Source organism: Aeromonas dhakensis, assembly GCF_002285935.1.
GTDB classification, from domain to species: Bacteria; Pseudomonadota; Gammaproteobacteria; order Enterobacterales; family Aeromonadaceae; genus Aeromonas; species Aeromonas dhakensis.
The window spans coordinates 1,940,629-1,965,914 of the sequence record NZ_CP023141.1; the positions used below are offsets into that span (position 1 = coordinate 1,940,629).

27 protein-coding genes are annotated in these 25,286 nt (G+C 64.8%); 9 read left to right on the forward strand and 18 right to left on the reverse strand.

The features are described 5' to 3' along the window. Positions 1 to 29: 29 nt before the first annotated feature. The 3 genes from ybeY to miaB are packed head-to-tail and all read right to left on the reverse strand — an operon-like array spanning position 30 to position 3,023. On the reverse strand, positions 30 to 494 hold the full coding sequence (gene ybeY, locus CK627_RS09510) for an rRNA maturation RNase YbeY (RefSeq protein ID WP_005298260.1): 465 nt from the start codon (positions 492 to 494) through the stop codon (positions 30 to 32). Then, the gene (locus CK627_RS09515; RefSeq protein ID WP_010633155.1) at positions 491 to 1,534 is read right to left on the reverse strand and encodes a PhoH family protein; all 1,044 of its coding nucleotides are present in this window, start codon (positions 1,532 to 1,534) and stop codon (positions 491 to 493) included. The genes ybeY and CK627_RS09515 overlap by 4 nt, the downstream gene beginning before the upstream one ends. Positions 1,535 to 1,589: 55 nt before the next feature. After that, complete coding sequence (miaB, locus tag CK627_RS09520; RefSeq protein ID WP_005298264.1) at positions 1,590 to 3,023, reverse strand: tRNA (N6-isopentenyl adenosine(37)-C2)-methylthiotransferase MiaB; 1,434 nt, start codon at positions 3,021 to 3,023, stop codon at positions 1,590 to 1,592. 267 nt (positions 3,024 to 3,290) lie between these two features. Between miaB and CK627_RS09525 the strand changes: the two genes are divergently transcribed. From CK627_RS09525 to CK627_RS09540, 4 genes are all read left to right on the forward strand, one after another. After that, on the forward strand, positions 3,291 to 4,454 hold the full coding sequence (locus CK627_RS09525) for an FAD-dependent monooxygenase (protein WP_095592199.1): 1,164 nt from the start codon (positions 3,291 to 3,293) through the stop codon (positions 4,452 to 4,454). A 33-nt stretch (positions 4,455 to 4,487) separates the two neighbouring features. Continuing rightward, complete coding sequence (locus CK627_RS09530) at positions 4,488 to 5,054, forward strand: cysteine hydrolase family protein (RefSeq protein ID WP_095592200.1); 567 nt, start codon at positions 4,488 to 4,490, stop codon at positions 5,052 to 5,054. 116 nt (positions 5,055 to 5,170) lie between these two features. Further along, positions 5,171 to 5,833, forward strand: coding sequence for an excalibur calcium-binding domain-containing protein (locus CK627_RS09535; RefSeq protein WP_095592201.1), 663 nt, complete (start codon positions 5,171 to 5,173; stop codon positions 5,831 to 5,833). 162 nt (positions 5,834 to 5,995) lie between these two features. Continuing rightward, the gene (locus CK627_RS09540; protein ID WP_010633159.1) at positions 5,996 to 6,952 is read left to right on the forward strand and encodes a sensor domain-containing diguanylate cyclase; all 957 of its coding nucleotides are present in this window, start codon (positions 5,996 to 5,998) and stop codon (positions 6,950 to 6,952) included. A gap of 57 nt (positions 6,953 to 7,009) precedes the next feature. Here the strand turns inward: CK627_RS09540 and CK627_RS09545 are convergent, their stop codons facing one another. Then, positions 7,010 to 7,918: a LysR family transcriptional regulator gene (locus CK627_RS09545; RefSeq protein ID WP_005298273.1), complete on the reverse strand. Its 909-nt coding sequence runs from the start codon at positions 7,916 to 7,918 to the stop codon at positions 7,010 to 7,012. A 116-nt stretch (positions 7,919 to 8,034) separates the two neighbouring features. Between CK627_RS09545 and CK627_RS09550 the strand changes: the two genes are divergently transcribed. Both CK627_RS09550 and CK627_RS09555 read left to right on the forward strand, forming a co-directional pair. Continuing rightward, positions 8,035 to 8,280 carry a hypothetical protein gene (locus CK627_RS09550; protein ID WP_095592202.1) on the forward strand — a complete coding sequence of 82 codons (246 nt, stop codon included), beginning with the start codon at positions 8,035 to 8,037 and terminating at the stop codon, positions 8,278 to 8,280. Further along, positions 8,277 to 8,927 carry an HAD-IA family hydrolase gene (locus CK627_RS09555; RefSeq protein ID WP_095592203.1) on the forward strand — a complete coding sequence of 217 codons (651 nt, stop codon included), beginning with the start codon at positions 8,277 to 8,279 and terminating at the stop codon, positions 8,925 to 8,927. The genes CK627_RS09550 and CK627_RS09555 overlap by 4 nt, the downstream gene beginning before the upstream one ends. A 46-nt stretch (positions 8,928 to 8,973) precedes the next feature. Here the strand turns inward: CK627_RS09555 and CK627_RS09560 are convergent, their stop codons facing one another. Beyond that, a complete protein-coding gene (locus CK627_RS09560) occupies positions 8,974 to 9,576 on the reverse strand; it encodes a nitroreductase family protein (RefSeq protein ID WP_017780555.1) in 603 nt (200 codons plus the stop codon). 288 nt (positions 9,577 to 9,864) lie between these two features. Here CK627_RS09560 and CK627_RS09565 point away from each other — a divergent pair, with 288 nt between their 5' ends. Continuing rightward, positions 9,865 to 11,424 (forward strand): diguanylate cyclase domain-containing protein, encoded by a 1,560-nt coding sequence (locus tag CK627_RS09565; protein WP_095593474.1) that lies wholly within the window; start codon positions 9,865 to 9,867, stop codon positions 11,422 to 11,424. A gap of 209 nt (positions 11,425 to 11,633) precedes the next feature. Continuing rightward, the gene (locus tag CK627_RS09570; protein WP_005298287.1) at positions 11,634 to 12,101 is read left to right on the forward strand and encodes a YMGG-like glycine zipper-containing protein; all 468 of its coding nucleotides are present in this window, start codon (positions 11,634 to 11,636) and stop codon (positions 12,099 to 12,101) included. 62 nt (positions 12,102 to 12,163) lie between these two features. Here the strand turns inward: CK627_RS09570 and CK627_RS09575 are convergent, their stop codons facing one another. The 6 genes from CK627_RS09575 to CK627_RS09600 all read right to left on the reverse strand — a co-directional run bounded on the left by CK627_RS09575 (position 12,164) and on the right by CK627_RS09600 (position 17,786). Next, entirely contained in the window at positions 12,164 to 13,120 is a 957-nt protein-coding gene (locus CK627_RS09575) for a D-2-hydroxyacid dehydrogenase (RefSeq protein ID WP_017780553.1), read from the reverse strand. A gap of 117 nt (positions 13,121 to 13,237) precedes the next feature. After that, positions 13,238 to 13,990: a DUF3530 family protein gene (locus CK627_RS09580; protein ID WP_019839552.1), complete on the reverse strand. Its 753-nt coding sequence runs from the start codon at positions 13,988 to 13,990 to the stop codon at positions 13,238 to 13,240. A 67-nt stretch (positions 13,991 to 14,057) separates the two neighbouring features. After that, complete coding sequence (locus tag CK627_RS09585; RefSeq protein ID WP_095592204.1) at positions 14,058 to 14,684, reverse strand: DUF2238 domain-containing protein; 627 nt, start codon at positions 14,682 to 14,684, stop codon at positions 14,058 to 14,060. Between the two features lie 140 nt (positions 14,685 to 14,824). Continuing rightward, complete coding sequence (gene efp, locus CK627_RS09590) at positions 14,825 to 15,391, reverse strand: elongation factor P (RefSeq protein ID WP_005298294.1); 567 nt, start codon at positions 15,389 to 15,391, stop codon at positions 14,825 to 14,827. A 45-nt stretch (positions 15,392 to 15,436) separates the two neighbouring features. Further along, on the reverse strand, positions 15,437 to 16,648 hold the full coding sequence (gene earP / locus CK627_RS09595) for an elongation factor P maturation arginine rhamnosyltransferase EarP (RefSeq protein WP_095592205.1): 1,212 nt from the start codon (positions 16,646 to 16,648) through the stop codon (positions 15,437 to 15,439). Between the two features lie 94 nt (positions 16,649 to 16,742). Then, positions 16,743 to 17,786: a GMP reductase gene (locus CK627_RS09600; protein ID WP_095592206.1), complete on the reverse strand. Its 1,044-nt coding sequence runs from the start codon at positions 17,784 to 17,786 to the stop codon at positions 16,743 to 16,745. A gap of 406 nt (positions 17,787 to 18,192) precedes the next feature. On the opposite strand from CK627_RS09600, the gene rloA3 reads away from it, so the two are divergent. Next, on the forward strand, positions 18,193 to 18,690 hold the full coding sequence (gene rloA3, locus CK627_RS09605) for a retropepsin-like aspartic peptidase RloA3 (protein WP_095592207.1): 498 nt from the start codon (positions 18,193 to 18,195) through the stop codon (positions 18,688 to 18,690). 42 nt (positions 18,691 to 18,732) lie between these two features. Here rloA3 and CK627_RS09610 read toward each other — a convergent pair whose 3' ends face one another. The 7 genes from CK627_RS09610 to CK627_RS09640 all read right to left on the reverse strand — a co-directional run bounded on the left by CK627_RS09610 (position 18,733) and on the right by CK627_RS09640 (position 25,198). After that, positions 18,733 to 20,184, reverse strand: coding sequence for an ATP-binding protein (locus CK627_RS09610; protein WP_095592208.1), 1,452 nt, complete (start codon positions 20,182 to 20,184; stop codon positions 18,733 to 18,735). After that, a complete protein-coding gene (locus CK627_RS09615) occupies positions 20,181 to 20,870 on the reverse strand; it encodes a response regulator (RefSeq protein ID WP_005298307.1) in 690 nt (229 codons plus the stop codon). The genes CK627_RS09610 and CK627_RS09615 overlap by 4 nt, the downstream gene beginning before the upstream one ends. Before the next feature lie 82 nt (positions 20,871 to 20,952). Then, positions 20,953 to 21,591: a tetratricopeptide repeat protein gene (locus CK627_RS09620; RefSeq protein ID WP_017787972.1), complete on the reverse strand. Its 639-nt coding sequence runs from the start codon at positions 21,589 to 21,591 to the stop codon at positions 20,953 to 20,955. A 1-nt stretch (position 21,592) separates the two neighbouring features. Beyond that, positions 21,593 to 22,438: an SDR family oxidoreductase gene (locus tag CK627_RS09625; RefSeq protein ID WP_005298312.1), complete on the reverse strand. Its 846-nt coding sequence runs from the start codon at positions 22,436 to 22,438 to the stop codon at positions 21,593 to 21,595. Further along, positions 22,435 to 23,094 carry an iron-containing redox enzyme family protein gene (locus CK627_RS09630; protein ID WP_017764976.1) on the reverse strand — a complete coding sequence of 220 codons (660 nt, stop codon included), beginning with the start codon at positions 23,092 to 23,094 and terminating at the stop codon, positions 22,435 to 22,437. The genes CK627_RS09625 and CK627_RS09630 overlap by 4 nt, the downstream gene beginning before the upstream one ends. Continuing rightward, a complete protein-coding gene (locus CK627_RS09635) occupies positions 23,091 to 24,557 on the reverse strand; it encodes an AMP-dependent synthetase/ligase (protein ID WP_095592209.1) in 1,467 nt (488 codons plus the stop codon). The genes CK627_RS09630 and CK627_RS09635 overlap by 4 nt, the downstream gene beginning before the upstream one ends. After that, positions 24,554 to 25,198: a thermostable hemolysin gene (locus tag CK627_RS09640; protein WP_095592210.1), complete on the reverse strand. Its 645-nt coding sequence runs from the start codon at positions 25,196 to 25,198 to the stop codon at positions 24,554 to 24,556. The genes CK627_RS09635 and CK627_RS09640 overlap by 4 nt, the downstream gene beginning before the upstream one ends. Positions 25,199 to 25,286 lie beyond the last annotated feature (88 nt).

Consider the following 25,286-nt stretch of genomic DNA (forward strand, 5'->3'; position numbering starts at 1 on the left):
CTGTTTCAAGACGATGGCCATCCGGTTCTTTACTCTTCGTCGTTCAGATAAGGATCGGCGAAACCGAGCTCCTGCATGATGTCGCGCTCGAGCGCTTCCATCTCTTCGGCCTCGTCATCCTCGATATGGTCATAACCTAGCAGATGGAGACTGCCGTGCACAACCATATGGGCCCAGTGGGCCATCAGCGGCTTGCCCTGCTCGATGGCTTCGTGCTCCACCACCTGGCGGCAGATCACCAGATCGCCGAGCAGCGGCAGCTCCAGACCGGGTGGTGCCTCGAACGGGAAGGAGAGCACGTTGGTGGGCTTGTCCTTGCCGCGATAGGTGAGGTTGAGCTCGTTGCTCTCCGCCTCGTCGACGATGCGCACCGTCACTTCGGCCTCCTGCTGGAAGCCGAGAATGGTGCCGTCGAGCCAGCCCTGCAGCTGGGCCTCGCTCGGCAGACCGTCGGTGCTGGCACTGGCCAGTTGCAGATCCAGGGTCACGCTCATTGGGCACTCTCTTTGCTGGTGTGGGTGGCGACTTTGTCGGCCGCCTGTTTGGCATCGAACGCCTCGTAGGCCTGCACGATGCGGGCCACCACCGGGTGGCGCACCACGTCGGCGGACTGGAAGAAGTTGAATGACAGGCCGTCGACATTCTGCAGCACTTCCAGCGCGTGGCGCAGGCCCGACTTCTGGTTGCGGGGCAGGTCTATCTGGGTGATGTCGCCGGTGACCACCGCCTTGGAGTTGAAGCCGATGCGGGTCAGGAACATCTTCATCTGCTCGGTAGTGGTGTTCTGGGCCTCGTCCAGGATGATGAAGGCGTCATTCAAGGTTCTGCCGCGCATGTAGGCGAGCGGCGCCACTTCGATGATGTTGCGTTCCATCAGCTTCTCCACCCGCTCAAAGCCCAGCATCTCGAACAGGGCGTCGTAGAGCGGGCGCAGGTAGGGATCCACCTTCTGGGAGAGATCGCCGGGCAGGAAGCCGAGCTTCTCGCCCGCTTCCACCGCTGGCCGGGTCAGCAGGATGCGACGGATCTCCTGGCGCTCCAGCGCATCCACCGCCGCCGCCACCGCCAGATAGGTCTTGCCGGTGCCGGCGGGGCCGATGCCGAAGCAGATGTCGTGGCGCACGATATTGGCGATGTACTGGGCCTGGTTGGGGCTGCGCGGCTTGATGAGGCCACGCTTGGTCTTGACCGTCACCTCCTTGCCGTAGGGGATGCTCGGCGCCGGCTCGTCATCCTGCTCCAGCACCCGCGACTCCTGAATGGCCAGATGGACCATGTCGGGGGTGATGTCGGTCACCTTGCCGCCCTTGAGCGGCTGGGTTTCCACATAGAGGTGCTTGATGATGACGGCGGCCGCGTCCACCTGGGCTTGCTTGCCCAGCAGCTGGAAGTGGTTGTCGCGGTAGCTGATCTCGACGCCGAGGCGGCGCTCCAGCTGTTTGATGTTGTCATCGAACGGGCCGCACAGACTGGCGAGACGTTGGTTGTCGGCGGGTTCCAGATGCAGATTCAGGGTCGAGAGGTGTCGGCTCAAAGTGTCCTCGTCTTGACGCGACCCCATCCGGCCGGGGCCGGATGGGGTGAACAGATTAGTGGGGAGTGAAGGCGGCCACGCCCAGCTGGTCCGGTACGTTGTCCGGGCGGCGGGCCAGGATTTCGCTCGGGGCGGTGGCGATGCGCAGGTTCATCTCGTTCTCGCCGCGCAGGAATTTGCCGCGCAGGGAGTTGGGGCGCACCTCGGTGATCTCCACGTCGGCAAAGCCGCCGATCAGGGTGTGCGGGCCTTCGAAGTTGACCACCCGGTTGTTCTCGGTACGGCCGCACAGCTGCATGGGGTCGAGCTTGGAGGGCCCTTCCACCAGGATGCGCTGGGTGGAGCCCAGCATGGCGCGGCCAATCTGCATCGCCTGGTTGTTGATGACGTGCTGCAGGCGGCTCAGGCGGGCTTTCTTCACCTCCATGTCGACGTCATCGGGCAGGTCGGCGGCCGGGGTACCGGGGCGCGGGCTGTAGATGAAGCTGAAGCTCATGTCGAAGTTGATATCCTCGATGAGTTTCATGGTGGCCTCGAAATCCTCGTCCGTCTCGTTCGGGAAGCCGACGATGAAGTCGGAACTGATGGTGATGTCGGGACGGGCGGCGCGCAGGCGGCGGATCTTGGACTTGTACTCCAGCACGGTGTGCGGGCGCTTCATCATGGTCAGGATGCGGTCGGAGCCGCTCTGCACCGGCAGGTGCAGGAAGCTGACCACTTCCGGAGTGTCCTTGTAGACTTCGATGATGTCGTCGGTGAACTCGATGGGGTGGCTGGTGGTGTAGCGAATGCGGTCGATGCCGTCGATGGCGGCCACCAGTCGCAGCAGCTCGGCGAAGGTGCAGATGCCGCCGTCGAAGGTCGGGCCCCGGTAGGCGTTGACGTTCTGGCCGAGCAGGTTCACTTCGCGCACGCCCTGCTGGGCGAGCTGGGCGATCTCATAGAGCACGTCGTCGAGCGGACGGCTCACCTCCTCGCCGCGGGTGTAGGGCACCACGCAGAAGGAGCAGTATTTGGAGCAGCCTTCCATGATGGAGACGAAGGCGGTCGCCCCTTCGGCGCGCGGCTCGGGCAGGCTGTCGAACTTCTCGATTTCGGGGAAGGCGACGTCCACCTGGGCGCCACGCCCCTCCTGTACCTGCTTGATCATGGTGGGCAGGCGATGCAGGGTCTGCGGACCGAACACGATGTCCACATAGGGGGCGCGGGTGCGAATGTTGTCTCCCTCCTGGGAGGCGACACAGCCGCCCACGCCGATCACCAGACCGGGCTTGTTCGCTTTCAGTTTTTTCCAGCGTCCCAGCTGGTGGAACACCTTCTCCTGCGCCTTTTCGCGGATGGAGCAGGTGTTGAGCAGCAAGACGTCTGCCTCTTCGGGCTCTTCGGTCAGCGTGTAGCCATTGCTGGCATCCAACAGGTCGGCCATCTTGGACGAGTCGTACTCGTTCATCTGGCAGCCCCAGGTTTTAATGTGAAGTTTCTTGCTCATTGCTTCTCTTGACTTGTTTTGAATGCGGCATGGTCAAAGGACCGGGCATTTTACTCCGCAATCCGGAGACTGCCTAGCAAATATCCAGCCCGCCATGGCCGGAACGCAGCCGTAGCCGCCCCGAGAGGCATCGGCTTTCTCCTTGATTTGGCGCACTAATTCTCCACGGCCTTCACTGTTTCTCGGCGCCCCTTGCGTTATCATGTGACCATTCGGTCCGGCTGCGCTCTCCCCTTGCCCGGGCCCACCCCTTGCAGGAATCAAGTTATGGAACAGTGTGATATCGCCATCGTCGGGGCCGGCATGGTCGGCGCCGCCACCGCCTGTCTGCTGGCGGCGCAGGGCCTCTCCATCCGGGTCATCGAGACCCGGTTGCCGGAGCAGTACGCCCCCGAGCAGCCGCTGGATCTGCGGGTCTCCGCCATCAGTCAGGCCTCGGTGGCCCTGCTGGAGCAGACCGGTGCCTGGCAGCACCTGCAACAGATGCGGCTGTGCCCCTATCGCCGGCTGGAGACCTGGGAGCTGGACGGCTTCGCCACCCGCTTCAACGCCGCCGACCTCGGCCTGCCCCAGCTCGGCTACATCATCGAGAACCGGCTGGTGCAGCTGGCGCTGCTCAGGCGCATGGAAGACTTCCCCAACATCCAGACCCATACCCCGGCGGCGGTGACCAGCCTGCGCCAGGGCGCGGACGAGGCGGTGCTGACCCTGGATGATGGCAGCGAGCTGGCCGCCCGTTGGGTGCTGGCCTGCGATGGCGCCGAATCCCGAACCCGCCAGCTGGCCGGCATCGGGGTGTCGCGTTTTGAATACCGCCAGCACTGCATGCTGATCAACATCGACACCGACTTCGAGCAGGAAGACATCACCTGGCAGCAGTTTACCCCGAGCGGCCCGCGCGCCTTCCTGCCGTTGCCGGGCCGGCACGGTTCCCTGGTCTGGTATGACAGTCCGGCCCGGATCCGGGCGCTGGCGGCCATGAGCAACGAGGGGCTGGCCGCCGAGGTGCGCCGCCACTTCCCGGCTCGCCTCGGTGGTTTTTCCGTGACCGGCAAGGGGAGCTTCCCGCTGGTGCGCCGCCACGCCAACGACTACCACGCCGGCCGGGTGGTGCTGCTGGGCGATGCCGCCCACACCATCAACCCGCTGGCGGGGCAGGGGGTCAATCTCGGCTTCAAGGATGTGGCCTGCTGGGCGGATCTGTTGCACAGTGCCGGTGCCGAGTGGCACAAGCCCGAACTGGCGACCCGCTATGAACGGCGGCGCCGCCCGGACAACCTGCTGATGCAGTCGGGGATGGATCTCTTCTACGGCGTGTTCAGCAACGAGATAGGCCCGCTCAAGCTGGCCCGCAACCTGGCTCTCAATCTGGCGGACAAGGCGGGCCCGCTCAAGGAGATGGCGCTACGCTATGCGCTGGGGCTGGTTTAAGGCGCGTGGCGCCATCATGAGGGAGGAGAGCCCATGAACAAGGCATTGCTGGTGATCGATTTCATCAACGACATCGCCCACCCGGACGGGCGCATCGCCGCCTCGGCGGCCCATGTGCTGGAGCAGGACGCCATCGCGCACGCCAACCAGGCGCTGGCCCATGCCCGCGCCCACGGCTGGCTGGTGGTGCAGATCAAGGTGGGCTTTGACCCGCACTATCTGCTGCAGCCCAAGGGCTCCCCCATGTTTGGTCGGGCCCACCAGTTCGGGGCACTGTCGCTGGCCGACTCCGGCACCGACTTTCACCCTGACCTGGACGTGCAACCCGGCGATCTGGTGCTGACCAAGCCCAGGGTCAGCCCCTTCTACGGCACGGCGCTGGAGCCGGCGCTGCGGGCCAATCGCATCGAGCACCTCTATCTGTGCGGGGTGAGCACCGGCTGGGCCATTCAGGCGGCGACGCGGGAGGGTCACGATCGGGATTACGCCATCACCATCCTGGAAGATGCCTGCGCAGCGGCGGATGCCAACGAGCACCATGCCTCGCTGCGCCTGCTCGGCCGCATCGCCGAGATCATCAAGGTGGCCCAGCTGGCCTGAGCCCGGCGGCAGGCGGAGCTTGCTCACTGTTTTGACATTTTGTCTGCGGCCCCCTGTCGGGCCGCAGCCATTTTGGGCAACATGAAGCGAGCATCGATGGCCACAAGGATGGGGACATGCGTTATCAGGGACGGATCGTGCGCTGGAACGAGGCGCGCGGCTTTGGTTTTATCGCGCCCGAGCAGGGCGAGGGTACCCCGAAAGGGGCCGAACTGTTCGTGCACATCTCGGCACTGAGGTGCGACGGCCTGCCGCCCATGGCGGGGGAGCGGGTCTCCTACCTGGTGGGAGCCGGCCAGGATGGCAAGCCCAGGGCCGAGCAGGTGTTTTTCCCCGAGCGTCCCCTGTCGCTGGCAGACGGCAATGAGAGTCGACCCACGCCGGCGGGTCGCCGCATGTCGGAGGGCAATCGCATCCCGGCGGGCCGCGGGCCTACCCCGCAGCACACGGGTCCTCGCCCCGCCAACCGGCGCCGCAGCCACTGGCGCGGCAAGCTCATCCCGCTGCTGGTGCTGGTCGGGATCTTCTCCCTCTACTCCCGTTTTTCGGTCGAGTCGGTCTCACCTACCTCCACTTCCGCGTTCAGCCAGGCAGAGGCCGACAGTTCGGACCGCCCGCAGCAGGCCGCCACCTTCGTCCACCAGTGCGACGGTCGGCAGTACTGCTCCCAGATGACCTCCTGCGAGGAGGCGACCTGGTTTTTGCGAAACTGCCCCAATACCAGGATGGACGGCGAGGGCGACGGCATCCCCTGCGAGCGGCAGTGGTGTGGCCACTAGCGGACCCGGGGGCTGACTCAAGTCGTTGATCATCTATCATTATCTTGCTGGTCGGGTCATGGCAGGTGTGGCCCCGGTCATTGGCAACACGCGGACGGGCCGGGATGGCTCCGGTTGTCGCGGCCATGCCGGGGACGTCGTTTTTGGGTGAGGAGTGCGGTCATGGCGGACTATTTTCAGGGCTCACTGTTTCACTTCTCCGATCGGGCGCAATACCTGGCCGCGCTGCTCAATTCGCTGGAGGAGCAGATCTCGGTGATCGACCGGGACGGCGTCATCCACTACACCAACCTCGCCTGGAATCGCTTTGCCGAGCAGAACGGCATGCCGGCAGGCTATGACTGGCTGGGGGTCAACTACTTGCGGGTGTGCGACAACTCGGTGGAGCCGCTGGCCCTGATGGCGGCGGAGGGGATCCGGCGGGTGCTGCGCCATGAACAGCAGCACTTTCATCTGGAGTACCCCTGTCACAGCCCGGACACCCAGCGCTGGTTCATGATGCGGGTCTCCGCCATCCCGGGTATCGAGGTCGAGTTCTACACCATCAGCCACATCAACGTCACCGAGCGCAAGCTGCAGGAGCTGGATATGGCCTACCTCTCCCTGCACGATCCGCTGACCGGGCTGGCCAACCGACGACTGTTCAACAGCTTTTTGCACAACGAGTGGCGGCGCAGCATGCGCGAACAGACCCCGCTCTCCTTCATCATGCTGGATCTGGACAACTTCAAGCTGTGCAACGACCATTTCGGCCATCAGGTGGGGGATGACTTCTTGCAGCAGGTGGGCCGGTTGCTGAGCACCTTTTGCCAGCGAGCCACCGATCTGCCGAGCCGTTTCGGCGGCGACGAATTTGCCCTGATCCTCGGCAACACCGGGGCCGAGGCCGCCGCCCGCATGGGGGAGGCCATTCGCCTCGGCATCGGCGAGCTGCTGATCCAGGGGGCGGACACCCTTAGGCTCAGCGCCAGCGTCGGCATCGCCACCCTGCTGCCGCAGCAGGCCCGCGCCTCGGAGGAGGAGCTGCTGAGCGCCGCCGACATGGCGCTCTATCTGGCCAAGCAGGGGGGCAAGAATCGCTGCCACAGCGTCAGCTGCAGTGCCCTGCCATCCCCCTGATATTCCTCGTTTTATCCTGTCTGTGACCCTGCTCTCTATGAACGACTCTGCTTGCTGTTAACGCTGTTGCCCGGCCGGCTGCGGTTCGGGATGGGCGTCGACGACCAGTTGCAAGAAACGGTCGCGGATCGGGTCGGCAAAGTCGGGGTTCCACACCAGGCTTATCTCCCACTCGGAGCAGGGGCCGGAGAGGGGATAGAGGGTGACGTCCCGGCCCGCGATGAAGCTGACGCTGCGCGGCAGGATGGCGTTGCCGATGCCGGCGGCCACCAGCGCCACCAGGGTCTGGATATCTTCTGCCTCCTGCACCATGCCGGTCAGCCGGTTGGCGCCGAGGAAGCTGGCGATCTGCTGGCTGAGGCCGGGGCAGCGGTGTCCCACCATCTGCAGCAATGGCTGGCTGGCCAAGGCTTGCTCGATGTCGAAGGCGGCCGGATCCGGCTGCGTCATCTGGGTCGGCACCGCCAGCACCAGCCGGTCGGTCAGCAACCTGTGCTCCCTAAGCTGCGGGGCCTGGGGCCGGCGCATGAAGCCGAGCTGCAGCTGACCCGACAGCAGCCGCTCCTGCTGGATGGCGGAGGTCATGTCCTGCAGATGCACCATCACATCGGGGGCCTGCTGTTTGAAGCGGGCCACCAGCGCCGGCGCCAGCGCAAAGCTCGACAGTCCGAAACCAATCTTGAGTCGTCCGGCAATGCCGCTGGCCAGCGCCAGGGCGTGGCGCTCAAAGCCCTTGCCATGCTCGACCAGCGCCCTGGCCTGGGTGAGCAGCTGGGTGCCGATGGCGGTCAGCTCGGCGCCGTGGCGCCCCCGGTTGAACAGGGTGCTGCCGAGGGTCTGCTCCAGCCCCTGGATCTGCTTGGTGAGCGCCGGCTGGGTGATGAACAGGCGGTTGGCGGCCTCCCGGTAGTTGGCGGTCTCCGCCAGGGTCACGAAGGCCTGCAGCTGTCTCAAATCGAATTTCATTCTGTTTGGTTATCGAAAGTGGCCATTTTGTGATTATAAATTATCTAACTGCCTTGTTCTAATAGACCTGAAGCGGGCCCTGTCGGCCCCGTCAGCTTGCTAACAAGGAGTCATTCATGCCTGCCGAACGCTATCTGTTTTTGATCAAGGGAGGTCTGGTGCTGGCCCAGCCGCTGGCTGCACCGGAGACGGGGGAGCTGCTGACCAGCCTGTTGCAGCAGGGCTTTGCGGTGGGTCCGCTGCAAGTCTGGGCGAGCAATGCCGAGCAGGCGCTGGCCTGTTATGAGCAGGCAGCCCAGCGGCGGGCCTTCGGCGAGATCCTGGCCGGGGCCGAACCCGCCGTGGCCGGAGCCGTTTCATGAGCATACTCACGCTGCGGGCCCGCGCCCTGCTGCTGGACATGGATGGCACCCTGGTGCACTCCACCGGCGAGGTGGAGACGGTGTGGCGGCTCTGGTGTCGCCGCCACCGGCTGGATCCCGAGCCCGTGCTGGCCATGTGCCACGGGGTGCGCTCGCGGGAGGTGATCCGCACCCTAGCTCCGCAGCTCGACCTGGCGCAGGAGGTGGCCCTGCTCGACGATCTCGAGATCCATCACACCGGCCAGGCCGAGGCCCTCGCCGGCGCCCGGACCCTGCTGGCAAGTCTGCCCGTCGAGCGTTGGGCGCTGGTGACCTCCGCCAGTCAGCGGGTGGCCAGGCATAGGCTGCGCAGCGCCGGTCTGCCGCTGCCCGCCCTGCTGGTGGGGGCCGAGGATGTGGAGTACGGCAAGCCGGATCCCGACCCCTATCTGCTGGCGGCCGAGCGTCTGGGGCTGGCTGCCGCCGATTGCCTGGTGTTTGAAGATGCGCCCGCCGGCATCAGCAGCGCCCTGCGGGCGGGTTGCCGGGTGGTACAGGTGGGGGGCAGGCAGCGGCTCAGTCCCGGCATCAGCGCCCTGATCCAGGACTGGCGCCAGGTGAGTGTGGTGGTGGAGGCTGAGGGTCTGCAGCTGACGCTGCTCACCTGACAACAAAAAGCCCCCGCGAGCGGGGGCCTGAGTGGCGATGTGACTATTACTTGAACACGCGAAAACGCACGGCGTCGTCCATGAAGGTCTTGTCACCGGCCGGTTGCTGGATGCTGCCAAAGGGCATCTGGGCGCGCAGCAGCCAGCTGGCGGGCAGGTTCCACTCCTTGCGCACCGCCTCGTCGATGAGCGGGTTGTAGTGCTGCAGGGAGGCGCCGATCTTCTCCTGGGCCAGAGTGGTCCAGACCGCAAACTGGGCGATGCCGGTAGCATGTTCCGACCAGATGGGGAAGTTGTCGGCGTAGAGGGCGAATTTTTGCTGCAGATCCTTGATGACGTCGGTGTCTTCGAAAAACAGCACTGTGCCGACACCTGCGCGGAAGCTGCCATTCACCTTGGCTTCGCTCTGGGCGTAGGCTTCCGGCGGCACTATCTTCTTCAGCTCTGCCTTGACGATATCCCACAGCTTGTGATGCTGGGCACCAAACAGGATGACGGCGCGGGAGCTCTGGGAGTTGAACGAGGAGGGACTGTGCTTGATGGCGTCCTGGATGAGGGCGGTCAGCTGCTCCGGCGTATGGGAAACCTGGTCACCCAGGGCATAGATGGTACGACGTACTTTGATCTGTTCGATAAACGGACTGCTCATAACATCTCCTTTGTTTGACGGGGAATCGTCTTCGGTGATCCTTGGCAAGGCCATCCGGCTCCGATTGCTCGAGTTGTAGACTATAACACCCTCTTGCGGATTAGCCGTCAACGCACAGTGGTCACTGTTTTTACTTTTTGTTGATATGCCTCTTCGTGACGCGGGAGAGCGGCGTCACGTTTATGTGTTTTTTGTCAGTTAGCCGAAATCCGGCTGATATCAATCAATGAATAATTCCGTTTGAGCACCATAAAATTCTCGCATTCCAGTTTTTGTTGCGGGGTGTTGATGATCCAGTGGTTGGTTAGTCGGCGTTATTATCTGTTGACCTCGTTTACCCTCTTGCTGGGGGGCCTGGTGCTGGTGGTCACCCTCACCCTGGCGATGGCCAGCTATCTGCGCAGCATCGACAAGACGGTGACCGGCTACGGTCACATGCTCTCCTCCCTCGAAGCAGCCCTGATCCACGAGCTGGTGCTGGCCAACCAGCGTCAGATCGCCGTGCTGGAGGCGTCGCTGGACAAGGCCGCCATCGCCCGCGGCGAGCCGGCCGACAACCCGCTCTGGGCCATTGCCCACCAGATCAAGCGCGACAGCCACTACATCTACTTCTATCACCCGCAGACGGATCGCCTCAGCAGCTACCCTGCCTGGCAGCAGCCGGTCGAGTATCGTGCCGCCAGCCGGCCCTGGTATCGGGCGTTGTCGATGCCGGGGGCGGATCTCGTCTGGCTCGGCCCCTATCCGGCGTTCGACACCCAAAAGCCGATCCTGACCCTCATCAAGCGGGTAAAGGGGCTGGACGATCAACTGCTCGGCCTGCTGATGGTCGACATGTCCTTCAACACCATCGAACAGGCGTTGCAGCGGGCCATGGGCAGCAACCGGGCGGCCATCTACATCAGTGCGCGGGAGGACGGAAAGCTGGTGGTGGGCAGCAACATGGGGCTCTATCAGCCGTCAGCGGCCGAGCCGGGCGGTGCGGACAAGGGGCTGGCGGTGATCTGGCACGGCAGCCATCTGCGCCGTGAGCTGGAGGATATCGACTGGGATCTCAACATCTATCTGCCGCCAAGGCTGTTTCATGACGACCTTGAAGAAGCCCTGCTGATGGTGGCGCTGCCGCTGCTCCTGCTGTTTGCCATCTGGTTTTGCAGCATCAACTTTCTGGTGCGGGTGTTCAATCAGGAGCAGGCGCTGGTGGCGGGCTCGCTGACCGGCATAGTGCGGGATCCGACCCAGGCCAGGAGACCCGGCCGGCTGAAGACCTGGTTCGTACACGACAGCCTCAGCGAGATAGATCAGGTGCGGGCGAGTTTTCTGCAGGGGCAGGATGCGCTGCTGCACGATCCCCTCACCGGCATCATGAACCGGCGGGCCTTCACCCAGCGTCGCGCCGAGCTGGAAGAGCGCGCGACACCCCACTGGCTGCTGCTGTTCGACGTGGATCACTTCAAGCGCATCAACGACAGCTGGGGGCATGCGGTGGGGGATGGCGTGCTCTGCCGGGTGTCCGAGCTGCTGGTGAGCGAGCTTGGCAGCGGCGGTGTCTTCCGGATCGGGGGGGACGAATTTGCCGCCCTGCTGCCCTGGCCGCGCAGCGAGCTGGAGGCGGGGCTGACCCGGTTGCTGACCAGGGTGCGCAACCAGCGCTGGCGCGAGTTTCACGAGGCGGTGACCCTGAGCGTGGGCGGCGCCCACTGCCCGGAGGACGGGGCCCTGCTGTTCGAGCGGGCCGACGAGTGCCTCTACCGGAGCAAACGGCTGGGGCGCGACGGCTGGTCGCTGACGCAGTGGCCCCGGCCTGACGGAGATGCTGACAGATCCTGTCATATCGATCATGGGTGAGCGAGGGCGCTCTGCCCGGGGGGTTGGCGACTGCCTCTGCTGCTATTTCACAACATCTGTTTTTTAGTAAGCAAATTCAAAAGGTTAATCCTGATTTGGTCAGCGCGGCAGGTCGTGCCTGGCCGGGTGTCGCTCTGCTGCGACAGTGGCGCCCTTTGCCGGGAATCGTATAGTTCGGGGAAATTAATCAGGTTTGACAGGAGTACCCCATGGAGATGAACAAGCACGGCATGCGCGCCCTGGCCCTGTTGGGCTCACTGCTGCTGGCCAGCGGTGCGGCGCAGGCGTCGGAGACCCTCAACACCATCCTGGGCGGCGGTGCGGGCGGCGTGGCCGGCACTATGATCGGCAAGGAGCTGGGCGGTGACACCGGCGCCTTGGTGGGTGCTGCACTGGGCGGAGCGGCCGGTGGCGCGGCCACGGCCAACAAGGGCAACAAGAATGAAGCTGCCCTCGGCGGGGCCGTCGGGGCACTGGGCGGGGCCGCCATCGGCAAGAGCGTGGGTGGCAGCACGGGTCAACTGATCGGGGCCGGCGTCGGCGGGGCCAGCGGCTCTGCCATCGGGGCCAAGACCGGGGATGGCCACAAGAGCAACGATCGCTACTACGACGATGACCACAGGCACTACAAGAAACACAAGAAGCACAAGAAACACAGATGGCACGACGATGATTGATCGCAGCCAGCAATTGAGAGAGGGGCCGACGGGCCCCTCTCTCGTTTTGGTCACCAGAGAGGTCACACCAGCCGGTGCTGGCGGCGCCCCTCGGCGAAGGCGTTGATGTTGTCGATGAGCTGATCGGCAAGGCGCTGCATCGACTCCTCGCTGGCCCAGGCCACGTGAGGGGTGAGGATGAAGTGGGGGTACTGCAGCGCCTTCATCAAGGGGTGGTCGGGGGGCGGCGGCTCGACGCTCGCCACGTCGAAACCGGCGCCGCCGAGGCGACCGTTGGCCAACGCTCGCAGCAGGGCCTCCTCGTCCACCAGACCGCCGCGGCCGACGTTGATCAGCAGGGCTCCCGGCTTCATCAGCCCCAGCTCCCGCTCGCCGATGAGGTTGCGGGTATAGGGGGTGAGCGGGCAGTGCAGGCTGATGACGTCCGCGCTTTGCAGCAGCTCGTCCAGCGGCAGTCGATCCTCGTCGTGGCTGGCGCCGACCTGGCTCTGGGCGTAACGCACCTCCATGCCGATCCCCCTGGCCCGCTCGCCGAGGGCCTGGCCGAGCGTCCCCTTGCCGATGATGCCGAGCCGCTTGCCGTGCAGATCCGTGATGTGGTGATCGAAGAAGCAGAACTGGCCGCTTTGCTGCCAGCGCCCCTCCAGCAGCGACTGGCGCCAGCAGAAGAGGTTGCGCGCCAGGGCCAGCATCAGCGCCATGGCGTGCTCCGGCACCGAGGGGCCCGAGTAGTTGCGGATGTTGCAGACGCCGACGTTGGCGGCGCGGCACGCCTCCAGATCCACGTTGTCGCTGCCGGTGGCGGCCAGCGCGATGAGTCTGAGCTCCGGCAGCTGGGCCAGCTCGGCTGCGCCGATGCGCACCTTGTTGATGATGGCGATGCTGGCGTCTTTGAGCCGCGCCACTACCTGTTCGGGGGCCGTGCTCGGGTAGCTCTGCCAGTGATGGGGAAAGTCGGGGTGGCGCAGGGTGATGCCGGTATCCAGGGTATCGCTGTCGAGAAACACAATTTGCTGCATGAAGCCTCCTGCCGTTGAGGCGTTCATGATGCCAAACATCGGCGGCCGAGGGCCAGTTTGCTGCGCATCAATGCCTTGGCAATCGCGCCGGATGTGAGACAGGCTGCATTTTTGGCGTCAGAGCCAGCCGAGGTGGGTGAGCCAGCCTTGGATCCGGGTCGGCGTTTCATCCAGCTCCAGCAGGGCGTAGGGGCGGTAGTTGAGCTTGTGGCTGCGGCGGCTCTCGCTTCTACGTGCCTCGGCGGCCAGCAACGGCCAGCGTCCACCATCCTCCTGATAGAGGTCGAGGGTCGGCATGGTGGCCTGGGCGATCTCCTTGGCGAAGATCTGGTTGCTCTGCTGGTCGGGGAAGAAGCCGTCGAGCAGCACCAGCGCATCGGGGGCGGGCAGCTGTTCGCTGGCGATGAGGTTGGTGGCCCAGGCGGCGCCGGTGCCTTGCGCCAGTATCAGCTTGAAGCCCCCCTCCTGCAGCTTGGCGTCCCCCAGCTTGCTGATGCGGGTGGCGAACTGCTTGCGAAAGTCGTCGATGGCCTGCTGTTTCTTCTCGGCGGCGGGGTCAAATTCGGTCTGCTGCGGTGAGGGGAGCAGCAGCAGGGTGTCGAAGCCGAGCCGGCCGAGGGCCCGGGTCAGCTGCCACAGCTGGCCGCTGCGCTGCCAGTCGGGCAAGAGGATGGCGAGCCCCACGTAGCTGTCGCTGTCGTGCTTGGCAAACAGCACCGTCTGCTTGTCGATCTGGGTGCTGTTGGGCAGCCCCTGCCAGTCGCTGTTCTGCCAGTAGTCGAGGGGCGTGAGCGGTGTGCCCTCGCTGGCCTGCAAGGGGTTGCCTGCCAGCAGGGTCAGTAACAGCAGTGATAAGAACAGTCTGGTCATAGTGCGCTCCCCCGGTTATTCGGGTTAGCGGCACCAGGCCGGTTTTCTGAAGGGGTAAGTGGCAGCGCTAGGGTGACGGCCGGTCGGTGCTGGCGAGCCCGGCCAGCTGGCGGTCGTGCAGGGGGGAGAGCAGCAGCAGGGCAGTGACGGCGCCAATCAGGGCGAAGAACATGTCGGACTGGGTATCCCAGGGATCGCCCTGGGTGCCGAGAAACTCATCCGCCCCCTGGCCAAGCGCAAGGGCGGCTCCCCACTCGATGAACTCGTAGGTGGCGCTGATGGCGAGCACCACGCAGACCACCAGAAACGCCAGCATGCGCCGGCCCTGCACATAGCCTCCGCGCAGCAGGATTTCCCGGCACACCAGGGCGGGCACGAAGCCCTGGAAGAAGTGGCCAATCTTGTCATAGGGGTTGCGACCGAGCTCGAGCCACTGCTGCAGTTCGAACCCGAGCGGGACGCGGGCATAGGTGTAGGCACCGCCCAGCATCAGCACCATGGCGTGCAGGGTGATGCACAGATAGAGCAGGCTGGTGAGGGGAAAAGAGCGGTGCGTCAGGACAAGCAGCGGCATGGCGATGAGCACGGGCGCGACCTCCATCAGCCAGGTCGCCCTGTCATAGGGTTGCCAGCCGGAGAGGAGCAGCAGTAGCAGGGTCAACAGCAACAACAGCGCTTTGTGCAGGGATGTCATGGGGCGCTCCGGGGGATGGCACAAACCAGCATGCCCCATTTAGCCATGTTTGCGCCGCGAATACAGCCAGGGGGCCGATGCGCCCATAAAAAAAAGCGAGCCGACGGCTCGCTTTTTTACCACTGATCCAAGGGGTCAACTTAGTTGACGCGACGCTTGAACTCACCGGTGCGGGTATCGATTTCGATCTTGTCACCGATCTCTACGAAGGCGGCAACGGCCAGCTCGTAGGTGGTGCCCTTCAGACGGGCAGGCTTGGTCACTTTACCGGAGGTGTCGCCACGGGCAGCCGGCTCGGTGTACTCAACTTCGCGCACGATGGTGGTCGGCAGCTCTACGGAGATGGCTTTCTCGTTGTAGAAAGTCACTTCACACAGATCTTCCATGCCGTCTACCAGGTAGTTCAGCGCGTCACCCAGGTTGTCTTTCTCGACGTCGTACTGGTTGTATTCGGTATCCATGAATACGTACAGCGGGTCGGAGTAGTAGGAGTAGGTGCACTCTTTACGTTCCAGCTGAACAACGTCCAGCTTGTCGTCGGCCTTGAAGACGGTCTCGGTGGCGCTGCCGTTCAGCAGGCCTTTCAGCTTCATTTTGACCACGGCGGAGTTACGGCCGGATTTGTTGAATTCAGCCTTCTGGACCACCATCGGCTCGGTGCCGATCATGACTACGTTACCAGCGCGGATTTCCTGTGCGGTTTTCATGTAAAAAATTCCTGTTCGTGAAACGGACGGATAAAAACTGCCAGATTATATACGGCTTTCTAAAAATTTCACCAACCTCGTGACGAGATCCCCGTCCTGGAGCAGCTTATGTGACCAGTGTCGCCCATGTTGCTGCCATATCGCGGCGTGATCCGGCCATTGGGCCCACCATTCACGGGTGTTTTCCCCCTGATTGAGGGCGTGGCTGAAACCGCGCAGCCACTGGCCGGTGGCGGTGGGCAGCTGCGCCAGATAGTGGTCGAGAAAGCCGTTCAGCTTGACCATGTGCGCCTGCTCTTCCTGCGGGTAGATATGCCAGAGGAAGGGGCGGGCAGCCCACTGGGCCCGCACGAAGGAGTCTTCGCCGCGCACCAGGTTGAGATCGCAGCTCCACAGCAGCCGATCGTAGCCGGCTTGATCGGTCATCGGCAGCAGCTTGATGGCGAGGTTGCCCGAGTGCAGCAGATCCCCCGCCCGGGCCGTGGGGATGGCGTCTGCCAGCCCGGCGCCGGTGAGCACGTCGTTGAGGGAGCGCCCGAGCGGCAGCAGCAGGGTGACGGGCGTGGCGCTCTGGCACCAGCACTCGACCAGGCTGGTCAGGGCGGCGCTCTCGTAGGTAAAGAGGCTGATCCGCAGCTCGTGCTCCTGTTTGGGGGGCAGGCCCAGGCTCGCCCAGTAGGCGTTCAGTCCCGCTTCATCCTGTTGCCAGCGCTCGCGCTCGACGATGAGACCGCGCTCGCACAAGAGGCCGCCGGTTCTGGCGGTGAAGCCCGGGAAGAAGAAGTATTTGTTGAGACTCAGGCTGCCGAGACTCTGGCTCTCGAGACGCTGGGGTGAGGCGAGGCCGTGGCAATCCTCGACCCAGCTCTCGGCCGAGAGGTATTCGAGGTTGAGCCAGCAGGGGGGGCTTGGCTGGCTCACCATCTGCGCGACGAAGGGGGCGGGCAGTTCACAGGCGAACGCCTCGATCACCACCCGGGCCGGGATGGTGTCCGCCGGCAGGGTCTCGTGCCAGTGCTGGATATGGATGCCGTCGACCCACTGGCTCTCCTGCGCCGGGTCGAGCCCAGGGCAGATGCGGGCGAAGCTCGCCAGATCGTCCACCCAGAGCCGCACCTGAACCTCACTCTCCTGCGCCGGCAGCGCTCCTTCCTGTTTCAACTGGCGGGCCAGCCGCCAGGTGACACCGATGTCACCGAAGTTGTCCACTACGCAGCAGAAGATGTCCCAGTCAAACGGGGGGAGGGGGCTTGTCATGTCGTGGGGTTCCAGATGCAAAAAACCGGTGCGCAGGGTAGCACACCGGTTGGCTGGCTTCTAACCGTCAGCGCGTGACGGTGGCTGCGGCAGGTTACTCCTTGCCGTAGACGTTGTTCTCTTGCTCGCGCACCCGGATAAAGGTGGTGCGCTTGGTCAGTTCCTTCAGCTGGCTGGCACCCACATACGTGCAGGTGGAACGCACCCCGCCCAGGATGTCGCGCACCGTGTTCTCCACCGGGCCGCGGTAGGGCAGCAGCACCGTCTTGCCCTCGGAGGCGCGGTATTCGGCGACGCCGCCGGCGTGCTTGTCCATGGCGCTCGATGAGCTCATGCCGTAGAACTTCATGAAGGGTTCGCCATCTACATCGACGATCTCGCCACCGCACTCCTCGTGGGCTGCCAGCATGCCGCCCAGCATCACGAAGTCGGCGCCGCCGCCAAAGGCTTTCGCCACATCCCCCGGGCAGGTGCAGCCGCCGTCACCGACGATCTGGCCGCCCAGGCCGTGGGCCGCATCGGCACACTCGATGATGGCGGAGAGCTGCGGGTAGCCGACGCCGGTCTTGACCCGGGTGGTACAGACCGAACCCGGGCCTATGCCCACCTTGACGATGTCGGCGCCGGAGAGGATCAGCTCCTCCACCATCTCGCCGGTCACCACGTTGCCCGCCAGGATGACGTGGTTGGGGCAGGCCTCGCGGATCTTGCGCACGAATTTGACGAAGTGCTGGGAGTAGCCGTTGGCCACGTCGACGCAGATGAAGCGCAGCGCGCTGGACATGGCCAGGATCTGGCGGGTCTTGTTGAAGTCATCCTCGGAGGTGCCGGTGGAGACCATCACATGGCCCAGCAGCGCCGGGTCGGTTTCGCTCACGAAGGTTTGCCACTGCGCAAGGCTGTAGTGCTTGTGTACTGCGGTCATCATCTCGAAGCCGGCCAGGGTACGCGCCATGGCGAAGCTGCCGACGGTATCCATGTTGGCGGCGATGACTGGCACGCCCTGCCATTGGGTCTGGGTGTGCTTGAAGGTGAACTGGCGGGTCAGGCTGACTTGGGAACGGCTCTTGAGAGTGGAGCGCTTGGGGCGGAACAGGACATCCTTGAAACCGAGCTTCAAGTCTTCTTCGATACGCATTACGAATTCCTTATTGAGCCTTGTTTGATAGGTCACTTTGCAGTGGCAACTTTTCGGCAGGCACAAAAAAACCGGTGGTTTTCAGGGCCTCCGGTTTACAACAGTGTAGGCAAAAATCCCTCCGGAACAAGACTGATAATTCGCGAAGCCTTGTGGTAGCCTTTGGCGTCACAACCTGAGCACAGCCTCGGGTTTCATCCAACGCCAATCTTGCCTCCCTCCTTGGCTGCCAGGTCGGCTTCTGATGACTCTGTTCTGCTCCGTCACCGCAGGCTGCTGACGCACCGCATCCGGCCACTCGTTACTCGCTGGTCTGCCGTGCTTTTCAGCGGTTGACAGCGGCGCCTTCCATCCCCACTCTGGGCGGCTCGGGCCTGTGTCGGCCCCGTCCTGACAAGGAGTAGAGATGATCCGATTGCGAATGATACCGCTGCTGCTGGCCGGGTTCGCCCTGCCGGCCCTCGCCGCGCCGGCGCCCGCCATCTATGGCTGGATTGAGAAGGGGCTCATCATGCCGAGCGGGGTGGCGGTGAAGATGAAGCTGGATACCGGGGCGCTCACCTCCTCGCTCGATGCGCGGGATCTGCGCCACTTCAAGCGTGACGGCAAGCCCTGGGTGCGCTTTACCCTGCAGGTGACCGATGCCAATACCGACCGGCAGGTGAGCCAGACCCTGGTGCGGCCGGTGGAGCACATGGTGACGGTGCGTGGCGCCGGCGGCATGGAGCAGCGCCCCACGGTCACCATGTCCATCTGCCTGGGCGACAAGGTCTATGAGGAGTGGTTCACCCTGCGGGATCGCAGCAAGATGATCTATCCGGTACTGCTGGGGCGCCGTCTGCTGGCGGATCTCGGCGCGGTGGATTCGAGCCGCACCTTCACGGTGCAGCCGAGCTGTCGCTGAGGCGAATAGCAGCATGAGAAACGGGGGCCAGGCCCCCGTTTCTCATTGCGCTGGTTGGGCCTGGCGGGCTGGGGCGGGCAGCAGCACGCTGACTTCCAGCCCCCCTTGCGGCCGGTTGTGGATGTCGAGATCGGCGCCGTGCAGCTGGGCGATACGCGAGACGATGGCCATGCCGAGGCCGACCCCGTCCCCCTGCTGGGGATTGACCCGAAAGAAACGCTCGCACAGGCGCGACAGGGCGGCGGTGGGGATGCCGGGGCCGTTGTCGCGGATGTCGACCCTGACCCTGTGCCCCTCCTGGCACGCCTCGACCACGATCTCGCCCTGGGCCTGGGTGTAGCGCAGGGCGTTGTCGATGAGGTTGCTGAACATCAGCTCCAGCAGGGTGGCCTGCCCCATCACCGCCAGTTGCTCGGTGCCCTCCAGCGACAGCTGTTGATCCTTTTTCAGGGCGATGGGGGCCAGGGTGGCCAGGGTGCCCTGCAGCAGCTGGTTCAGGTTGAGCTCGCTCAGCTCCAGCCCCTGCTGGTTGTCGATGCGGGCCTGGGTCAGCAGCTGGCGCAGCAGCCGATCGCTGCGATCGAGCGCCAGCAGCATCTTCTGCAGGGAGTGCTGACGGCTCTCGGCATCCTCGGCGGCCAGCGCGTTCTCGCTGTGGATGCGCAGCACCGCCAGCGGGGTGCGCAGCTCGTGGGCCGCCTCGTTGGTGAACTGCTTCTCCCGCTCTATGGTATCGGCAAGGGCGTGCATCAGCCGGTTGATCTCGTTGGTGAGCGGGGTCAGCTCCTGGGCCCGGATCTTCAGGGTGAGCGGGCTCAGGTTGGCCGGGTGGCGCTCACCGATGGCCTGGGCCAGCTGGCGCAGCGGCGCCAGCCCGCGGGAGATGAGCCACCACAACAGGCCGAGCAGGAAGGGCAGGGTGATGAGCAGCGGCAGCATGGTCAGGGTGGCCATCTTGCTGGCCAGCTCGCTGCGCTCGTCGTCCCGCTCCGCCACGATGAGCCAGGTGTGCTCGTCCTGGTTGTAGAGGGTGAAGGTGCGCCACTCGTGGTTGTCCTTGGTGACGCTGTTGAAGCCGGGGGCCAGCGCGCCGAGGGGCTGGCTGGGGGCGCTGGGGGAGCGCAGCAGTATGCCGCCCTGCTCGCTCAGCAGCTGGAAGTAGAGGTTGCGCTCGAACTCGTGGCCGAAGGGGGTGATCTCTCTGTCTTCCCCCCGCAGGTTGAAGCTCTTGTCTTTCTGCCACGGCTCCGGGTTGCTCTGCTCCCACTCCTGATAGACGGTGCCGTTGGCGGGCAGCTCGCCGTTTTGTTCCAGATAGCGGCCGAGCAGCTGGTTGGTGATGCGGGCCGACTGGGCGAGCCTTGCATCGAACAGCTCCTCCATTTCGTGGCTCGCTTCCAGATAGCCGATGAGGGCGCTGACGGCCAGGCTGGCGCTGACCAGCGCCAGGATGCCGGAGAGCAGAAAGCGGCGGATGGAGCGGGGACGCGTCATGCCCGGCCGTCCCGGCGCTGGGCCTGCTCAAGCTGGGGAATGATGTAGCCGACCCCGCGGATATTGCGGATGAGGTCGCTGTAGAACTTCTTGCGCAGGTGGTGAATGTGCACCTCTACCGCGTTGCTCTCGGCCCCCTCGTCCCAGCCGTAGAGGCTCTGCTGCAGCTGATCCTTGCTCAGCACCCGCCCGCTCTGGGTGATGAGCTCCTGCAGCAGCTTGTATTCGTGGGGGGTGAGCTTGACCGGCTCGCCGCGATAGGTGACCTGCTGGGACTCGGGATAGAGCTGCAGCTCGCCGTATTCGAGCACCGCCTGGGCCTGGCCCTTGCTGCGGCGCACCAGGGCGCGCAGGCGGGCGTTGAGCTCCTGCAGGGCGAACGGCTTGACCATGTAGTCGTCGGAGCCCGCATCCAGCCCCAGCACCCGATCGTCGAGGGCGTCGCGGGCGGTGAGGATCAGCACCGGCAGCGTCTGGCCTTCCCGGCGCAGCTTGCGCAGCAGGCTGATGCCGTCGATGTCCGGCAGGTTGAGATCCAGAATGAGCGCGGCAAACTCCTCGCTCTTGAGCACCGACAGGGCAGGCAGCCCCTGCTGCAGCCAGTCCACCGTGTAGCCGCTGCTGCGCAGGGCATCCACCATGCCGTCGCCCAGCATCACATCATCTTCCACCAACAGGATCCGCATTGTTATTCCCCTCAAAAGACGCTGCCCACCAGTATGCAAGCTGGTGGGCAGAGTTTAAATAGCCCGCTGATCCCAAACGGATTTACAGCTTGTCGAGGCGATCGCGGATCTCGATGCGCCGACCCTGATCCGCCAGCTCGCGACCCGGCCGGGGCGGGGCTGCCAGCGCCTTCTCCAGATAGCCTTTGGCCTCGGCCTTGCGGCCCTGATCCAGCAGGAAGTCGCCGTAGAAGAAGTTGGGGTCTATGCCGGTCGGGTTGATGGCCAGCGCCTGCTTGAGCAGCTGCTCGGCCTTCTCGTCATCGCCAAAGCCCACCGGCCAGCCCGGCACCTGGTAGTAGAGCGAGCCCAGGCTGGTGTAGGCGGAGCCGTCCAGTGCCTTGGGGTCCTGCCGGAGGGCGATCTCCAGCTTGGCCTTGGCCTCCTTGACCAGACCGAGCGCACCCAGCCCGCCCTTGGCGCCGGCCCAGGTGCTCTTGACGATGGCCGACCAGATCAGCAGATCGGTGCGAAAAGCCTCCTTGGCGCTGGCCTGATCGGCCTCGCTGCTCAGCTGTTCGAGGCAGCTCTCCTTGGCCTTGCCGGTCTGTTGATACTGACAGACCGCCCACTGCTGCTGGATGACGGGCAGGGCGTCGGCGGCCTGGGCCATCCCCGAGCCCAGCATGAGCAGCAGGAGGGCGCCGTGGGTGAAACGGGGGCGGAAAGTGGCGTGCTTCATCTTAACGTTCCTTCTCTGTCATGACGGAGGTGGCGTGCCCCGACGTGCCGGCAGCGGGTGCCGGGTGGCGGGCATAGCGCTCTATGATGGGTTTTTGCCTGGCCAGCGCCCGGTCGACCAGGCCGGGCAGCAGGCCGTTGAGGCGCACGAACAGCTTCTCCGGCCAGCCGAGCCAGCTGCGGCGGGTTTCGTTACACAGGGCGATGACGGCCTCCTCGGCCACGTCCTGCGGGCTGTCGGTGTGGGTGCCGAGCTCTGCATTCATCTCGTAGGCCGCCTCCGAGTTGAGGCGGGTACGGGTGGCTCGGGGGGCAAAGTGCAGCACCTGGATGCCGGTTCCCTCCAGCTCGCGGCCGAGTGCCTCGCTGAAGCCGCGCAGGGCGAACTTGCTGGCGCAATAGACGCTGTAGCCGGCGTAGCCGATGGCACCGAAGCTGGAGCCGATGTTCATGATCACCGCCGGCTTGCGCAGGCGGGGCAGCAGCATGCGGGTGAGCTGGATCGGCGCCTCGACGTTGAGCAGCAGCTGGCGCTCGACCTGCTCGCTGCTCTGATCCTCCAGCCAGGCAAACTGGTTGCAGCCGGCGTTGTTGATCAGCACGTCCAGCCCCTCGTCCAGCGCCGGGTGCTGCAGCAGTCTGGCCCGCTCCTGGGGCGAGCCCAGATCGGCGATCACCGTCTGGTGGCGCTCCGGGTGCGGCAGCTCCTTGCACAGCCGCTCCAGTGCACCGGCCCTGCGTCCGTGCAGCAACAGGTGCGCTCCCTGGGCCGCCAGCTCCTGGGCCAGCGCCTCGCCGATCCCGCCGCTGGCGCCCGTGAGCAGCACGAGTTTTCCTTCAAGCTTCATGATGTCTGGTTTTCCGTCAGTTGATAGAGCATGTCGGCGTAGAGGCGGTAGACCACCCTGGCCGAGTGAATGATGGCCGCCTGATCGGCCGGGCTCTCCACCCGGTTCATCAGGGATTCGAAAAACTTGAGGTGATCCTGATCCAGCGCGCCGTGGGAGCTCAGGTAGCTCATGGCCTGGGGCGGCAGACCGAGGCCCGCCTTGAGCTGGTCGGCCACGGTCAGGGCGATGGCGACACTGGTGCCTTCCAGCACCTGCACCATGCCGAAGAAGCCCATGGGGTTGCCGCGTTGCACCTGGTCATAGAGAAAGGCCACCATCAGCTCGATGGGCAACTCGGGCTGGCCGTGGCGCACCGCCTCGGCATCGCCGCCGCAGGCGCGGATGTCGCTCAGGATCCACTCCTGATGGCCGTACTCCTCGTCGATGTACTCCTTGATGGCGCCGCGCACCCACTCATACTCCTGGCCCAGCTTGCCGCCGGTGGCCATCAAGAGCGGCACAGTGTGGCGCACGTGATAGAAAGCCTGGGAGAGGAAGCGCAGGTAGATGTCGCGGGAGATCTCCCCCTTGCGGCACGCCTCTATGATGGGGGCGTTGAACAGATGCTCGCGCTCACTGGCAGTGGCTTGTTGCAGAGTCTGATAGAAGCTCATGGGGTCTCTCCTGTAAGGCATTGGCTGATCTGCCGGGAAAAGTGCTGATAAATCCGTTCGCGACGGGGGCGACCGTTGGCGGTCAGCAGTTCCGGATGTTGATCCAGCGCCACCGGCAGCCAGTGATGGATGCGGGCGTAGTCGGGCAGGCGATGGTTGAGCTGCTCGATCTGCTGGGCCAGCAGGGCGTCGGTGCCGGGCTGCGGCTGGATCAGGGCGACATTGGCCGGCTGGCCGTCGCCGAAGATCACGATGCGGGCGATGGCCGGGCAGAGCTGGGCTTCCGCCTCGACCCACTCGGGGGAGAAGTTGCGACCGAAGGCGGTGATCTGGACGTTCTTCTTGCGCCCGGTGATGTGCAGGTAACCCTCCGCATCCAGATGACCCAGATCGCCGGTGGCGACCAGCGCTGGTACCGCCTCATCGCTGCCCAGATAGCCGAGCATGGCGGCTCCCTCCACCAGGATCTCGCCGTCGGCGGCGATCGATACCCGGCAGTGGGGCAGTGGTTGGCCGACGCTGCCCAGGCTGTGGCCGTCGGGGCCGTTGAGGGCCACCACGGAGCCACACTCCGACAGCCCGTACCCCTCGTAGACCGGCAGCCCCAGCTTGCGGGCCCGGCTGATGAGCTCGGGCGAGACCTTGCCGCCGCCCACCGCGACGAAGCGCAGGGCGGCCAGCTGTTCGGCCAGCGCCGGGTTGGCGCTGCACAGGGCCAGCAGCAGGCGCAGCAGCTCGGGCACCAGCACCAGGCTGTGGGTGGGCCAGCGCAGCAGGGCCTGGGCCAGGGTGGCCGGATCCAGCTTGCTGGAGCCGGCAAAGCCGAGCTCTGCCAGCGAAGGGATGCGGCTGCAGGCTCCGGTGAGCAGCGGCACGTAGAGGCCGGTCAGGTTTTCCAGCAGGGTGGTGAGCGGCAACAGGGTCAGGTGCTTCTCAACCTTGGCCGGGGCGACCCGTTCGGCCAGCGAGCTGCAGACCGCCATCATCTGGGCCAGCGACAGGCAGACCCCCTTGGGCTGGCCTGTGGTGCCGGAGGTATAGGTGATCTTGGCAGTGCCGGCCGGCAGGGGCGGCAGCCGGGCAGGAGTACGGCGCCACAGCGGCAGCTCGCCGACCGCGAGCGTCAGCGGATCGCTGGCCTGCCAGCCCGGATGGTGGGGGCCGATCAGGGCGTCGGCGCCGCTGCTCTCCAAGAGCCACTCCTGCTGCTCCAGGCTGAAGAAGTGGGGGATCGGGATCACCACGATACCGGCCATGGCGCTGGCGAGATCGATGAGCGCCCAGGGCAGGCCGTTGTCCAGTTGCAGCGCCAGCCGGGCAATGCCGGCCTGTTGCAGGCGCTCGGCCAGGGCGGACACCTGCAGCCACAACTGTTGGTAGCTGATCCTATGCTCGCCGCCACTCAGGGCCGGGCTGTGGGGGGCATGGCGGGCGAAATGGGCTATCTGGTCAAACAGCATCATAGGGCGTTCCGGTGCGGGCAGTTGAACAGGGAGGGCATGGGGGCCAGCAGGGAGAGCAGCAGGCTGCCCCGGGCCAGCGCCTGCCGTCCGAGGCCGAGATCGCCGACCATCACCTTGGGCTGGCAGTGGTAATAGGCGCCCCATGCGCTGGCGTCGTCACCCACCTTGTCGGCCTGGGCGGGGGCCAGCTCCACCGGGGTGAGGTGGAGGCGGTGAAAGCTGTTGCGCAGCTTGGCGGTGCCGGTGAACACCACGTAGTCGAGATCGTTGTCGCACAGCAGACGGCAGAGCGCCGCAAACATCAGGCGGGCGTTGCCGGGCTCGCTGCAGGCGAGGTTGCCCACCTCGACGATGCGATCCCGCCGAGCGGGGGCGCCGAGCCGGGTTTCGATGGCGGCCTCGATGGGCTGATCCAGATACTGTTCCAGATAGAGGCGATCGCTGCCGGCCAGCTTGAGACCGCAGGCGCCGACCAGCAGGCCGTCGGCCCGGTAGAGGCCGAGCAGGCAGGGCAGAAAATGGGGAATACGGGCGTTGAACTCCTGGCTGTAGGCCGCCTGGATGTAGCCCTGCAGTGCCATGACCTGTTGTGGGGTATCGGCCAGCGTCAGCCGATAGGGGGCTTGAATGTCGGTGGTCATGGATGGCTCCTTCTTGTCGATTGTCATCAGACTAAAGGGGCAAACTTAAGAAACCCTTAAGAGGTAAAAAATCTGTTTCACACAGATG